A 14,733-nucleotide genomic window follows, 5' to 3' on the forward strand; every position below is an offset into this window, starting at 1 on the left:
ATTGTAGAGACTTTAGGATCCTTTCGGACAGATCGGGATTCCGACTCTCCCGTCAGACTCTCCTGTCCGACTCTACCGATCGTGCATTTCTGGCCGATCGGGCCTACCGCATCCCAGACCGTCGATCGCGTAGAAGTTGCATCCCTCGAAAAATTAAAGCGCGATCGTAATGCAGGCGATCGTGCCAGTGGGGGTTACGTTGCTGCAACAGGTTGGCTAGAACCGCTCCATCGCCCCCAGTTAAGCAAATTGCGCAATGACTCTGGGTAGCACAATTACCCTGGGTAGAATGCTGGCGATCCCAGTCCTGAATAGCCGATTCCAAACCCGCCAGCACGGTGTAGAGAATGCCACTCTGGATCGCGTCGGGGGTATTGTGCGCCCAGCGGGTTGGTAACGCAGCCTGCACCGCATCCAATTTCGGCAATGCTGCCGTGGACTGTCCTAGCGATCGAAATTGCAATTGCAGTCCGGGTAGAATCGCGCCCCCTGCAAAGGTTCGATCGACCGTTGCCCCGGTCAAGGTTAACGCAGTTCCGCCATCAATGACTAACACTGGGGAGCCATAAATCTCCATTGCGGCCCACAACGCTACAATTCGATCGATGCCCAAGGTTGAATAGAGTCCTGGGATGGGAATTTGAGAACGTTCGATCGAGTAGATTGGATAGCATTTCTGCCAATCATCTGTTTGCTGCGGAACAACAGAAGTCAACCATAGTTCTAGATTATTTTGATCAGCAGAATCGGAAATACTCGATTGAATCGAGGGTGATACATCTAAATCAATCTGGCCAGCCCATTCCTGGAAATTAAATCCATGGCTAACCAAATGCTGAATCTCTTGCAAATTCAAGTGCGACGTATCCCAAACCTGTTGTAATTCCCCCGCCTGGAACCAAGCCCAATGCAACCGAGAATTTCCGATCGCCAACGCCAACCAAGCACGACGATCGGGATTCTCGATCGCAAGTTGTTCAAATACCTGTGACACAAAAATTATTAGAGAGTCAAAGTCGGAGAATCGAAATTTACGCGATCGTGCCCCAGATTCGATCCCCCCTAGCCCCCCTTATTAAGGGGGGAATAAGAATTAGGAATTTTGTAAAATTTCCTGTTTCGCTTTCAAAGTCCCCCTTATTAAGGGGGATTTAGGGGGATCTCCACTACGGAATCGTCACCGGAATCAGGGCATTTTCCGGTAGGTATTGACGATAGCGCCCCCCATCGGACATCACCGCCAAAATCCGCAATTTAGAATCCGGCTCCATTTGCAAATCAACCCAAGGCATGGAAATTTCCAAGCACTGCTCAATTTCCACCTGGGCGCGACTCACCCGATTTTGCCAGCGCAAATGTTCCTGAGCCTCCTGGAACCACAGGGTTCGCGTCAACAAATTCACTCCCAAATGGTGGTGGTAGAAGTAGGTCAACGGCGCTTCGTCCGGCAGTTCCACCAACGGCAGCGGACTGTTAAACATCGGCTTGTCCGCGTAGAACCAGAACAGATTAAACTCCGGTGGGCAGTCAATGCCGGGTTTAATGCCACTCCGGAAATCGAGGCGGAGATAGAAATTCAAGTGGTCAAACCCATACCACAGGCGTTGGATGGCACTGCTTTGGTGCATCGTCCCTCGCGCACCCCCCACTTCAAAGCGACCCGCCTTATCCCAATCCTGCTCATCTCCCCGACCATCAATGATCGGATGGATGAAGCCCTGGGGTGCCCGATCGCCCGCAGCGGCATGGATTTCCACGGGACGCAGCACCTCTTCCGGCACCGGTTCATCCAAGGCTTGATACAGCGCCACCAGGTGCTCTCGGAACAGTTGATCGAAGATGGCATCGTGGTTGGACGAGTGCCCTTCGCCAAACCACCAGAACCAGTCCGACCCTTCCGCCGCATAGAGGGCTTCCCAGGCTTCCGGATTCGCGTCTTCCGTGGCTTCGGGATGGCGGGCGAGGGTGTCCCGCGCTGCTGTTAGTAAATCCCAGGCTTTGTTTTTAGCCGGATCGCCAATCCAGGTGGTAAAGCTGCCGTCCACCCAGGAGCCGCTGTGCAGTTCTGCGGCGGGGATTGTGGCAGTGGTGGGGAATTTTTCAATAAATTCCGAGACGGTGACGAGTTCAATATCCGAGGTTGCACTCAGGGTGGAATAGAGCGCCTCTAGGAACGGCTTACCGTCCTCGGGGTAAAACTCCCAGCAGTTTTCACCATCTAGGGCGATCGTAACGAGCCAGGGTTCATCCAAGGTGGTGGAAGTCGTGTCCTGCTTATCCTTCAACGCACGGGAAATCGATTCTAAATGCCCGATTAAATCCGCAGCGGCTTTCTTGGGTTCCATACCGCTGTAGGTAAAGCCAATCAGGTCAGACAGCCGGTGATCCCGGAAGACGATCGAAATATCCCCCGCAGGGGTTTCCAGCTTGTAGGGGCGATAAATCAGTTCAGGATCCTGCACCGTTCCCGTTTCATCGCGGTGGAAAAAGTGCTTAATGCTCCAACCCAAAACCGCTTCATCGGAACAAATCCAGCGAATATTTTCCTTGGCGACGTAGGGCAGGATCGCGGGACTCACGGACTGTTCCGAGGGCCATAACCCACGCAGGGGCCGATCGAAGCGCTCTTCGTACATTTCCCGAGCTTTGCGCAGGTGGCGGGGGATATCTTCAGCGTATTGGAACCGGGCATTGGGCAACTTCATTTCGGGCACGGCCACGCGACCCGCATCCGTATCCGCCAGCAGCGGCATGATGGGATGGGTGTAGGGCGTGGTGGTCACTTCCAACTGGCCCGCATCCTGCATTTTCTTGTGCTGCGGGATGATGTTGGCCATGATTTCCCGATGCTTGCTGATGATGCGCTGCCGATCGCCCAGGGTAAAGCCCTTGCCCTGCTCCAACCAAGCGGCAATGTCGCGATCGCCCCAGAACAGGGGATCAATCCAGCACAGGTTATGCCAAGCCAGCAGATCGCTGTAATCTGCATCTTGCCAATTTTCTAAACACCAGCCCCGACCCATTTCCTGCCGCTGGGCGTAGAGTTGGGAGTAGCGCGGGTGGGGATCAATCATCGTGCGGTGGTGGGCATCGAAGAAATGCTCGATGATAAATTCCTTTTGGGTTACCGCTAGGTGCTCCGTGGGCGTCAGCGTCAGTTTTAGGTAGGGATCGAGCGCTGTGCCTTTGACGTAATCCTCAATTTGCAGCATCAACGACGGCACAAGATTCACCGTTTGATGCAATTTCGGATATTTCTCTAGTAATAAGATCAAATCTAGATAATCCTTGGTGCCATGCAAGCGCACCCAAGGCAAACGGTATTCCCCTTCAGCGGCACGGCTTTTGTAGAGCGGTTGGTGTTGGTGCCAAATGAAGGCAACGTAGAGAGGATGTGGCATGGCAATGTGAGCAACGAAACGTTAATGAATAAGGTGCTGTGTTCTATTGTGCTACTTTCCTGCGATCGTAACAGCTCAATGGTGACGGTTCCCATGATCTATGGGTTGTTTTAATTTGTGGTGCTGGGAATGATGGCCGTGAAATTGGAGAGAGTCCAGCCTGGGGACGCCGGAGCGATAGACTGAGCGATAGACTATTAACCAGGAACCGGAATGCGAGGGATGTGACCCCATGAATTTTCCTGCCCAACCCCATCGATTTACGGTATTTGAACTATGATCGCGGGGTCAAAGCCACCGCCTATGCCCAAGCAGGCATTGAGGATTACTGGGTCTTAGATGTCATCGATCGACGGCTCCATGTCTTCCGTCAACCAGCAGCCTCTGGCTATCAGCAGGAACTGATTCTCGCGGAAACCTTAACGGTCAGGCTGATCGCGTTCCCGGACTTAGAAATTGCCATTCAAGATCTGCTGCCTCCTCTCATTCCTTAAAACAACATCGTGCCTTAAAACAGCAAGACAGGCGATCGCCGATGTTAACGATCGCCTGCCTTGCCAACTTGAACTCCGTGGCCCAAGATCACCCAGTCGTTGAGCCGATTTCAGAATCTCGAAATCCTAGAAAACTTGTTCGACTTCCGTAATTTCGGGAATTTGCTCCCGCAGACGGCGCTCAATCCCCATGCGCAGGGTCATGGTGGAACTGGGGCAAGATCCACAAGCGCCCTGGAGCCGCAGCTTGACGATCGGGCCATCAATTTCAACCAATTCCACATTGCCGCCATCGGAAATTAGGTAAGGACGCATTTCATCCAATACCGTTTCCACATTGTCGTTTGTTAATGCCAGTGCCATACAGGATATTCCTTGTTGCAACTTGATGAAGGTTTGCCTATGCCAATCCTAGCGGATCACGCCTCCCCCCTAGCCACACCCCCAGCCATCCTGCATTGATTTTTTGAGGGGTAACTATGGGAAAAATCTCTAGAACTCATCTTCTAGAACCAACGTTCTGCAACCTTTTCTCTGGAACCTAGGCCAGTAATTGAATGTTGGTAAACACAAATTCAACGGGTTGAGAGTTATCTTCCGTAGTGATCACTCGCTTGTTAAGGACTGTGTACCCATTCACTTCTTCGTAGCTATCCTCAAATAGTTGTTTGGGGCTGGTTTGCACACCAGTTTGGGGATCATGATACACAGAGTCGTAGGTGTGGGACAGATAGCCAGCCCCCGTCTCGTAGGTGCTAAAGGTGTTAATCGTTACAACATTGCCATGGATATGGCGATGGACAAGTACCACTTCGTTGTTGCGCACTTTGTAGCGATCGCCCGTTGCCTTACCGCCCATGATAATTTCCACCGCGCCGGACTCATCGGTCTCGCCAAAGGTGAAGGTGTTGGCTCCGTGGGTTTGCTCAAAGGCACGTCGAACTCGGTGAATAGCCGTTTCCCACAGTTGACCTTGAATTGCTTTCAGAACTTCTTCGTCCTCAATCCCCGTCACCTCACCCTTATAGCCCATACGTGGATCCGGAGAGACCTTGGCCTGTCCCTGGAACACCTGGTCACCACAACGATAGGTCACATCTGCGGTATAGCCGGGAAAGCTGGAATCCCAGGTATAACGGTTTTCATAGGCCGCCCGAAACAGGGTGGTTGCATCTGCGCCTACAGCAATGTTCATCAGTCTTCTCCATGAAAGTCTGTTCTATCTTAGCGTTCTGCCTTGCTAGATTTAGCGGAGCTGGGATAGGGAGACCCGACAGGCTGAGATAGGGAGACCCGATAGGCTGGGATAGGGAGACCCGATCGATCCTGGCTGCAAAAACGCAGTAACTGCCAGAAAAATACAGTAAAAAACCAGCCTAGAGATGGTAGAAGGCTGGCTTACACTGAATATCAGGACTGTCAGGTAGACGGACTTTCGGCAGATGCTCTTGCTAGATTTGGTAGATTAGAGGTTTAGATCCAACGCGATTTAAATTCGTAGTTTTAATTCAGAGTTTAAATCTAGCTGGGTGGTAGATGGCCCTTGAAAAATTCCTACTACCGGACAAGGACCCAAACTTGCGTACTTGTTGACAGTTTAAGGGTCAACGATCGCCAGATTCTTGAGTAAATTCCCCATACTTTTGATGAGGAATTGATGAAGCGGGATCAGCGTATTTTGTACAGAAGCGCCTGAATGGTCGGGCCATATCTGACGAGCAAGACTTAACTTGCTCACAGGTTATTGCTCACAGGTTATTGCTCACGGGCAATTGAGCACGAGCAGTTGATCACGGGCAATTGCTTACGGGCAATATATCCGGCAAGGGAGATGGTTAGGCTGAATGTCGATCACGCGATCGACCCATTGTGGCTCTTCCAGCAACGGTTGAATAAACAGTTCTGGATGCAGTGCTTTCCAAAAATATTTCACGAAGTCAGTAATTTCTGCGTCGCTCATCCCCGGCTTGCCCTGGGCGATCATGCGATGTTCTGCCTCGCAGCGCCATTGGATACTCAAACGGTAGTCTGGCACCTGCAAAACAATCAACCGATCGAGCAACTCCCACAATGGCTGATAGGCATACAAGTTCCGGTTCATATCCCGAGCAAACTGGCGATCGGCCTCCGTCACGATCGGTTCCGGCGCAGAGTCAAACATAAACGGCGCAACGGGCCGACAGCCGACAAACCAGCCCTCAAACAACACCACATCTGCCAGCGCAATCCGCTCGGACTGGCGGCGATCGCCCGCCCCCTGGAAGGCTGATTTATCGAAGCGTGGCAGGTCTACGGGAAATTGCTGCGATCGTATTTTTTCCAAGACCGTTAACCCCAATTCCACGTCATGGGTTCCGGGTGGCCCTCGTCGATCGAGACGCGGATCCCGCAATCGCAAGGCTTGACGCTCAGCATAGGTCAAGTACAGATCATCCAGGGAAAAGCCGATCGCGCGCTGGCCCAAGTGCTGCAATAGAATCGCCAAAATTTGGGTCAATGTAGTTTTGCCTGTGCCCTGACCGCCCAAAAAGCCTACGATCAACGGCTGCGCTTGTTGCTTTCGCCATTCTGCAATCTGCTGCGCTAGGGGAATCCACACCTGCCATAACGGAGGCAGCAAATCCTCAGGAAAAGCTAAGGCTTGGGAAAAGGTTTGAAAATCAGCATAAATCCGCTGTAAAAACGTCAACCTTGCCTCAATTTCTGTCTGGAGTGCCTGGGGATCGTCGCTGGGTCGATCGGCCTCCGGTACAGCCTGTGGCCCTGGGTCTACTAATCGACGAGCCGCTAGTTGACGAGCCACGGTGGCAATTGAGGCTTGTCCTGCTAAAAATTCCTGCAATGGTTGGCTCAAATCGCCCATGAATTTCTATCAAACTCTCCCTGACCACCCCCCATTTTATTCCGGACGGCTCAAATCGGCTGGCGTCTTAAGGGATCAAGGTGCTTGTTCTCTGGGCATCCCTTACTGGCTATGGATGCAACCTCCTATGACTTTTTGTGACTGCTACCTGCCCATTCTGTTGAATCGCCCCAGGGCTACAAGCGAGCCATCTCAAAGCCCCAGGGCAAAACAAGACTCATCCATCGGCCCTCTGGCTCGATCGATCGCAGTTGGCCTCTTGGCGATCGGAAGCACTCTGGCCATGTTTCCCAGAGCCAGCCAAGCAGCCACCTTTCCCAACCTGGTTTTTGAATGTCCCAAGGGTAGCCGAGTCATGGTGGCGCGATCGATTACAAGCCGCAAGGTCAGCCAACCCATTTTGCAGTTCACGGGACGGGGCAAGTTCTCTGCCAACCATCGCTGCCGGGAAGTGGCCGCCCGCTTCAATTTCCTCAATTCTGGTACTAGTGAATATTCCCTCGCCTATCTGACGACCGGAATTCGCAAAAATCAGCCGATCGTCTGTAGCGTGGAGGAATACGGCGCACCCTGCAATCAGACGGAAGGTGTGCAGATCCTCACCCTCAATCCCCGCGATCGCAGTCCTGCCCGCCGAGATTATGCGTTGAGTCTCATTGTGGCGCGCTTGCACCAGGCAAACACCAAAACACCTGTTCTAGTGGATTCTCCTCCGGCGCAGTATGTCAACCTTCGGGAGTTAATTGAGCAAGCCCTACAAGACACACAGGCAGAGTAACTGAGCCCGTTTGAAGGCTCTAGCGGTCTGAAGCGTTGGCCTTCTTTAGCCTTCTGCCAGCGAACTTTGAACGGGCTGGCTTGGCGCAGGTTTAGGGATGCCGACAGACACAGACAGAGAAGGGGTGGGCCAATGGGGCATCGTTTGCCAACAGCGGGGACAAAACCATTCGACTTGTCCACGCTTGACATAACGCAGCAGGGAAGTTGAGCAGCAAGGACATTGGGTCATGGTGGATTACCTAAGTTAGACTTTAAAATTTTTTGAAAAATTATAAAAACGACCAACGGTGAAAACCCCAAAGGACTGGGACAACCAGGCAAGCCCGTCTGGACAGGGATCCTAGGGAAAATCCTGGCTGAGTTGGCGGACTAAGTTTTACGGACTGAAGTTAACTTGAAGTTAACTATGAATAACGATGAAGATTTAGTTGACTAAAACGCTGCTCCTTCAGCTGTCAGCTCAGGGGTTCCCCATTGTCCAGTTCAGGGATTCTGCAACGGGGGAGGCGCAGGGGATGGAGAAGAATGTGCTGTGCGATCGAGGACAACTGAATTCACTGACTACGGATTCACTGACTGCGGATTCACTGACTGCGGATTCACTGACCATCATTTACTAACAAACAACATCTCCTAGGGTGAAGGGGGATCGATGGGAGTCGGCTTCTCATTTCACAATCATCATTTCCTGTAGTGTGGTACGTTTCGTTGTTTAACCACTGGTGATAGACTAACGAACTTCATGGGGATCAAACATTGGGCAATCTCCCTATTTGCCTGGGGAGATTCACCCAATCCGGTGTTAAGTTTGATGTCATTTGGAGAGAAATCGGGGGGATGCGAATTCGGGTATGATGCCGACAGAGCGGATATACAAGGATGCAGGCAAGCCTGTATTGGGTTACGCCCGTATTGGGTTACACGATTGAGTTACGCCTGTATTAAGTTGCGCCATTGAGTTACGCCCGTATTGAGTCAGTAGTGAGTTCATGAGTCCCAATCTGTTTACCTATGGACGGTTTGGCCGATCGTTGCCTACCCAAGAACGCTGGATTGATTTGGCTTGGGCGGGCGGGTTGTTGCTAGCGGCTAGCTTTTTGCTTTGCTTTCAGCTCGGCAATCTCCCTCTACGCGATTGGGACGAGGGCATTGTGGCCCAAGTAGCGCGAGAAATTTGGCGATCGGGTTCTGCAATTTTTCATGATCTTTCTGCATGGCCGGAGTGGATCTACCCCAAGGATGTCGTTGGCAATCCCTACTTTAATAAGCCGCCGTTGATGCACTGGTTGGTGGCCTTGAGCTATGGCTTGGGGGGCGTGACAGAACTGAGCTCACGCTTACCCAGCGCACTATTGACCGCGACCTCGGTGCCGTTGCTCTACTGGATTGGCCGTGAAATTTTTTATGAGCGGGTTCCAGCACTGTTTTCCGCCATGGTGTATTTAACCTGGTTGCCGATCGTTCGGCAGGGGCGCTTAGCGATGCTAGATGGCGCGATTCTCTGCTTTTTTTTGTTTATGATGGCCTGTCTGTTGCGATCGCGGCGGGATTTGCGCTGGAGTTGTGGGGTTGGCATCGGCATTGGCCTGATGTGCTTTACGAAGGGCATTTTGGGACTGTTCCTGGGGGCGATCGGTCTAGCATTCATGGTGTGGGATACGCCACGTTTGCTGTCCTGTGGCTATCTTTGGTTGGGGTTGGGGTTGGGGATTGCGCCCGTGGCCAGTTGGTACGGGGCACAATGGTTGCAATACCAGCATCAATTTGTTGGGGAACACCTGATGAAACAGTCCATCAATCGGGTGTGGGAGGATGTGGGCAGTAATAAAGGCCCAGTATGGTACTACCTCCTAGAGGTGTTGAAATATGGGGTACCTTGGATTTTCTTTTTGCCGCAGGCGATCGGGTTTGCTTGGCACCATCGCAATTTGAGCTGGGCGAGACTGTTATTGCTGTGGAGCGGGGTCTATTTTGCGGTGATTTCTATCATGAGTACGAAGCTACCCTGGTATGTCCTGCCGCTGTATCCAGCCTTATCTTTATTGGTGGGTGCGCAGTTATCGCGTCTGTGGACGCCACCTTTAGCATCATCGGTGCATCAACCCATGCGAATGACCTATCGGAAGGCATGGACTGGTTTATTTGGTCTATTGATGGCGATTTCCGGAGCGGGCATTGCTTATTTTGTCACGCAGCCCAATCCCGAATGGGATATTGTGTTGGCATTGGGGACGCTGGGGATTACGGGACTGGTGGTGATGATTTTGCTATTCCGGCAGGATCGACAGTTTATTCCTGTTCTGATGTGGGGAATGTATTTAACCCTGTTGTTTTTTGTGGGATCCAATGTGTGGATTTGGGAATTAAATGAAGCCTATCCCGTTAAGCCGATCGCCCAAATGATTCAAGCTCGTACGCCCGATCGATCGACGATTTATACGTCCTATTTTGCCAATCGACCTTCGCTTAATTTCTACAGTGGGCGGCAGGTGATTCCTGCGGATTTGCCCACGCTGATTCAAAAGCTACAAACGCCCGATCGATCGAAGCAATTGCCCTATCTTTTAGTAGAGGCGGATGTGGTACCTCAGTTACCAGCTAAGCAAGTGAAGCAACTGGCGTCGATCGAGGTGAAGACTTTGGGTAAACCGAGTACCTGGGTACTACTTGCTAAAGCTAAAGAATAAAAGAGATGTTGGGAAATAAACTTGCTTTGGGGCAAGGTTTTCCAATTTCTCGCCCAATTTACGCTGCATCCAGATACCAGTTCCATAAACCAGCAGCGTTCAGCATTAAGCGGTCATCGAAATCAGGCACACGATTGCGATAAACATCCGCGACCGAACGATAACGCTTGATGCCTGCATGGGCATGTTCACACTTGACTCGTTGACGACTGAACTCTCGGTTCTCCTGCTTCTGTTGTTCGCTTAATTCCTGACCCTTTGGTTTCTTGTGGGGCAAATGAACGTTATCAAACTCATTCTGTAATCCTTGAAATCCCAAATCTCCTTCTATCGCGACTTCATCAGGAATGTTGCCCACTAAGTCTTCTTCATCTAATTGTCGTTTGTCATGAATCTTCCCAGCTCTCCCCTTCGACAGCAGGATAACTCGCTTTTTTCGCGTACTGCCTGTGATGTGCTTACGGGTATGACGTTTCTTTTTGCCAGAGTAATGTTCCTTTTGTTTGTCGCGGTCTTTGGGACGCTGCACTGGACGCTCCGTCCCATCAAAGATCACTTCTCCAACCTCTGGAAAGCGTTCTAAAAATTCCTCCATACTCCGCACCTTACGCTCTGGTAGTGCCTGTTTGTGCCCTAAAGCTTGCTCCAGAACGGGCAGTAGACCATGAACCCAGTCCCAAGCACAGGAACGGTCAAAACCAAACAACACGCTCATTAAGTCGAAGGTGGGATAGCATTTGCAGTACAACAAAATGTAAAACAACTTGTCGCAACTGCTTCGTAAGGTTGCTTTTCGTCCTCCTCCAGGGGCACGTTTACGCTCACCCTCGGGTTTCATCTGACTTTGCCAATACGCCTCACTAAAGCTGGGCAGGAGTTCCTCAAATGCTCTACGATTGAGTCCTGTCATTGCCCGCATCAAGCGGTCATCCTGAAGAATGCGTTCTAGGTTCAGCATGGGTAGAGCGGTTTGCAACTGCCAATTATTATCCCTTATTTCCCAACAGGTCTAAAGATTAAGAAGTCTTGGGGCCATAAAGCGCAAGGTGAAACCCTCGCCCCTCCTTCAGAGCAATATCAGATTCTGGAATCGATCGATGCTGAAGCAAGGTAAATTAATCCAAAATGGCTAACTCAAAATTAAAAACAAGAAAAGAATAAAATTTGTTCTCAAACCAGGTTCACATCAAGCGCGCTTTGAAATCTCTGTAATCACAAAATAACCTAAATGAGTGATTGAGTTTTCTGGTGAATTCCTGATATTTTAGTCGCAGAGATGATAAATTCCAAGTCAAACTTTCTGTCCTTGGGATTATTTTAGTGGAAAATTTAAATGGCTTGAAATTATCTAAAAGCTGCTCCGATTAAGAGAGGCAGTGACTTAATCTAGTGATTAAAAAAGCTACTAACTGTTGAAGTAAAGGGAGAGTTTAGTCTTCTCTCTGATTTCTATCTAGGTTTTCCTGCTACAATTAGTCCCCATTTTAATCACGTTGGCAATCATGTTCAAGGGTGGAAACTCAGGCTGGTCAAGGAATTTAGTGGATTTTGATTTTAATAGAACTGAGATAAGTCTATAGGGGTATTGAAATTATATTTTTAAGATTTTTAATTTTTTCTTGATAACTCTCATAGAGAGAAATACTTTAAACTAAAGTTCAAATTTCTAACATTCTTCTAATTTGTTATGGCATCTACTCCAGACATTCTTGATCCATTAATGTTGCTCGAAGATGGATTGTTGACTGCTCCAGATTTACTTGCTTCGGCGATCGCGCCCCTGGCAACCGGGCCTCAGCCAGTTGATTTAGTAGGTAAATCTTTTGACATTTTCCCTGGCGCTTTTCCCAACGTTGCTAATGCCGGTGGTACAGTTACTCTTAACTATCAATTTCAAAATAGTGGAGATTTAGCTGCTGGGCCTTTTAAGGTTTCCTTCTACCTGTCTAAAAACAACAATACGATTTCGACATCCGACTATTTCTTGGATTCGGTAACCATTGTGGGTCTATCCGGAACCACGATCGGGGTTATCAATACCATTACTTTGAAGTTGCCGGGAATTAATGATGCCTTTTGGACAGGCGATGGTAACTATTACATTGGAATGGTGATTGATCCTGACAATCAAATTTCTGAGAGTAATGAAGCCAACAACGCTAGCGTTGGGCGAGAAATTGACTACGACATCATCACAGTTAATAATACCCAGCGATCGAATTTGAAGGGTAAGTCTTTTGATGTGCGTCCCGAGCCATTGGTGGCAGGGGGCAGGTTCAACTTGAATTTCGATGTTCAGAACCTGGGGGGTGCGACAGGTCGACCTTTCGATGTGTCATTTTACCTGTCGACTGATGCTATCATCAGTGCAACAGATTTTTTCCTGGACAAAGTAACATTAAGCGCGTTGGCTGGTGGCAGTAGTACGGGGCCGTTATTCCTCACTAAAGACTTAATCCTACCGAGTGTAAACGATCCCTTCTGGATAGGGGATAGAACCTATTATGTTGGCATGATCGTCGATTCGGGTAATGTAGTCCTAGAAACCAACGAACTGGATAATAGCAATCAGGGCTTGTTGGTTGACTACGATGATGTGTTAATCCAAAACACTCAACTACCAAACTTGAAGGGTAAGTCTTTTGATGTGCGTCCTGAGCCGTTAACCGCAGGGGGCAGGTTCAACTTTGATTTTGAAGTGCAGAACTTGGGAGGGGCAACTGGTGGGTCTTTCGAGGTGTCCTTCTACCTATCCACCAATAACATCATCAGTACCGCAGACTACTTCCTAACGAAGACGACGCTGAGTGCACTTCCGGCCAATGGCAGCACTGGCAAGTTATTCCTAACGCAGGACCTAACATTGCCCGGTCTGAACGATCCCTTCTGGACAGGGGATGGCACCTATTACATCGGCATGATTGTCGATTCGGGTAATACTATTCTGGAAACCAATGAATCGGACAACAGTAACTTAGGATTGTTGGTTGATTACGATGATGTGGTAATCAACACAACGAGTTTACTAGGAACCCGGATCAATGATGATCTAGTCGGAACACCCGGAAATGACATCATCTCCGGTTTACGCGGGGATGACGATCTCTTTGGTAATGGCGGAAATGACACGCTGTTTGGCGATCGAGGTGATGACAATCTGTTTGGTGGCATTGGTGATGACTGGCTAGATGGTGGCGCAGGGGATGATTGGTTGTGGGGCGTCAATGTGAACGACACGAGTCCCGGCTCCGGTGAGATTGATACGCTGATTGGTGGTTTTGGTGCAGATGAGTTTTATCTAGGCAGTGAAACTAAGGTGTTTTATAGTTCTCCCGTTCTAGAGGATTACGCGAAGATTGTAGATTTTGATCCGACGGAAGATACGATCGTGCTGAATGGTAGTGCAGCGAATTATACGTTGCAAAGAACATCGGGTTCGCTACCTACAGGATTGGGAATTTATCGGAGTAGTGAATTGATTGGAATTATTCAGGGTGCATCAACGTTGAGTTTAACGGGTAGCTATTTTGCATACTTCTAGGGATGACGACGGTGGTTGATATCCCTGGCTTGTGATATCCCTGGCTGATGACTTGTTGTGAGCTTGGGATGGTTAGATTTGTTCCCGCTACGGTTCCCTCATGCCCTGGCCTTGGGTGTTGAGGGAACTTTTTATGGGGCTGACGATCGAGGGCCGTGCTGATGCTGGCGGAGACGAGGATTCCAGGGATGCGCAATTATAGGGAACAGGTATAGGGAACAGGAACTTTTACCCATGACGATCGTGCGTCTCAAAAACTACGGTAGAGGATAGACTTTTAATCAATACATCATGACCGTCCTTATGAATCGCGATTACACTCTGATTTTGGATAAAAGTGGCAGTATGTCGAGTCCCGATCGAGGGGGCAAAACCCGTTGGGAAGTGGCGCAGGAATCCACTTTGGCGCTGGCGCGTAAGTGCGAACAATTGGATCCCGATGGCATCACGGTCTATACCTTTTCAGGGCGTTTTCGGCGCTATGACAACGTGACGGCTAAGACGGTAGAGCAAATTTTTCTGGAAAATGATCCGATCGGATCCACAAATTTGGCGGCGGTGTTGCAGGATGCATTCAAGTATTATTTTCAGCGCAAGGCGACGGGGGACGCAAAGCCAGAAACGATTTTGGTGGTGACGGATGGGGAGCCGGACGATCGGCGGGCGGTGATTGAGGCGGTGATTGAGGCTACCCGCAAAATGGATCGGGATGAGGAGTTGGCGGTTTCGTTTATTCAGGTCGGCAATGATACAGGGGCGACGCAATTCCTGAAGGCGCTCGATGATCAGCTTCAGTCGGTGGGGGCCAAGTTTGATATTTGCGATACGCTGACGCTGGACGAGATGGGGGATCTGAGTTTGGCGGAGGTTTTGATGAGTGCGATCGAAGATTAGACGTTACACGGCGTAGGGGATTTCTCGTTAGGATAGGGGAGAGTGAGTACAGTCCTGCATGTTCCGATTGCGC

At 50.0% G+C, this 14,733-nt stretch carries 12 protein-coding genes; 5 read left to right on the forward strand and 7 right to left on the reverse strand.

All coding sequences use genetic code 11. The annotated features are described in order from the left end of the window. Nucleotides 1-103: 103 nt before the first annotated feature. Together H6G21_RS18640 and H6G21_RS18645 are read right to left on the reverse strand one after the other, a co-directional pair. Nucleotides 104-994 carry a pantothenate kinase gene (locus H6G21_RS18640; protein ID WP_190574917.1) on the reverse strand — a complete coding sequence of 297 codons (891 nt, stop codon included), beginning with the start codon at nt 992-994 and terminating at the stop codon, nt 104-106. 172 nt (nt 995-1,166) lie between these two features. Then, complete coding sequence (locus H6G21_RS18645; protein WP_190574918.1) at nt 1,167-3,401, reverse strand: glycoside hydrolase; 2,235 nt, start codon at nt 3,399-3,401, stop codon at nt 1,167-1,169. A 269-nt stretch (nt 3,402-3,670) separates the two neighbouring features. Between H6G21_RS18645 and H6G21_RS18650 the strand changes: the two genes are divergently transcribed. Continuing rightward, nucleotides 3,671-3,895, forward strand: a complete 225-nt coding sequence (locus tag H6G21_RS18650; protein WP_199307305.1) for a Uma2 family endonuclease — start codon at nt 3,671-3,673, stop codon at nt 3,893-3,895. 126 nt (nt 3,896-4,021) lie between these two features. Here the strand turns inward: H6G21_RS18650 and H6G21_RS18655 are convergent, their stop codons facing one another. The 3 genes from H6G21_RS18655 to H6G21_RS18665 all read right to left on the reverse strand — a co-directional run bounded on the left by H6G21_RS18655 (nt 4,022) and on the right by H6G21_RS18665 (nt 6,758). After that, entirely contained in the window at nt 4,022-4,258 is a 237-nt protein-coding gene (locus H6G21_RS18655) for a NifU family protein (protein ID WP_190574919.1), read from the reverse strand. 178 nt (nt 4,259-4,436) lie between these two features. Next, entirely contained in the window at nt 4,437-5,090 is a 654-nt protein-coding gene (locus tag H6G21_RS18660; protein ID WP_190574920.1) for a DUF3386 domain-containing protein, read from the reverse strand. 609 nt (nt 5,091-5,699) lie between these two features. Next, nucleotides 5,700-6,758 (reverse strand): glycerate kinase, encoded by a 1,059-nt coding sequence (locus H6G21_RS18665; RefSeq protein ID WP_190574921.1) that lies wholly within the window; start codon nt 6,756-6,758, stop codon nt 5,700-5,702. Nucleotides 6,759-6,885: 127 nt separating this feature from the next. Here H6G21_RS18665 and H6G21_RS18670 point away from each other — a divergent pair, with 127 nt between their 5' ends. Further along, the gene (locus tag H6G21_RS18670) at nt 6,886-7,536 is read left to right on the forward strand and encodes a COP23 domain-containing protein (protein WP_190574922.1); all 651 of its coding nucleotides are present in this window, start codon (nt 6,886-6,888) and stop codon (nt 7,534-7,536) included. A gap of 45 nt (nt 7,537-7,581) precedes the next feature. Here H6G21_RS18670 and H6G21_RS18675 read toward each other — a convergent pair whose 3' ends face one another. Further along, complete coding sequence (locus tag H6G21_RS18675; RefSeq protein ID WP_190574923.1) at nt 7,582-7,767, reverse strand: hypothetical protein; 186 nt, start codon at nt 7,765-7,767, stop codon at nt 7,582-7,584. A gap of 760 nt (nt 7,768-8,527) precedes the next feature. Between H6G21_RS18675 and H6G21_RS18680 the strand changes: the two genes are divergently transcribed. Continuing rightward, nucleotides 8,528-10,225 (forward strand): glycosyltransferase family 39 protein, encoded by a 1,698-nt coding sequence (locus H6G21_RS18680; protein ID WP_190574924.1) that lies wholly within the window; start codon nt 8,528-8,530, stop codon nt 10,223-10,225. Nucleotides 10,226-10,283: 58 nt separating this feature from the next. On the opposite strand, the gene H6G21_RS18685 is transcribed toward H6G21_RS18680, so the two are convergent. Continuing rightward, nucleotides 10,284-11,183, reverse strand: a complete 900-nt coding sequence (locus H6G21_RS18685) for a transposase family protein (protein ID WP_190574925.1) — start codon at nt 11,181-11,183, stop codon at nt 10,284-10,286. Nucleotides 11,184-11,912: 729 nt separating this feature from the next. Here H6G21_RS18685 and H6G21_RS18690 point away from each other — a divergent pair. Together H6G21_RS18690 and H6G21_RS18695 are read left to right on the forward strand one after the other, a co-directional pair. Beyond that, nucleotides 11,913-13,766, forward strand: coding sequence for a CARDB domain-containing protein (locus tag H6G21_RS18690; RefSeq protein ID WP_190574926.1), 1,854 nt, complete (start codon nt 11,913-11,915; stop codon nt 13,764-13,766). A gap of 291 nt (nt 13,767-14,057) precedes the next feature. Then, nucleotides 14,058-14,660 (forward strand): VWA domain-containing protein, encoded by a 603-nt coding sequence (locus tag H6G21_RS18695; protein ID WP_190574927.1) that lies wholly within the window; start codon nt 14,058-14,060, stop codon nt 14,658-14,660. The last annotated feature ends 73 nt before the right edge of the window (nt 14,661-14,733 follow it).

This window comes from Alkalinema sp. FACHB-956, assembly GCF_014697025.1.
Lineage (GTDB): Bacteria > Cyanobacteriota > Cyanobacteriia > Leptolyngbyales > Leptolyngbyaceae > Alkalinema.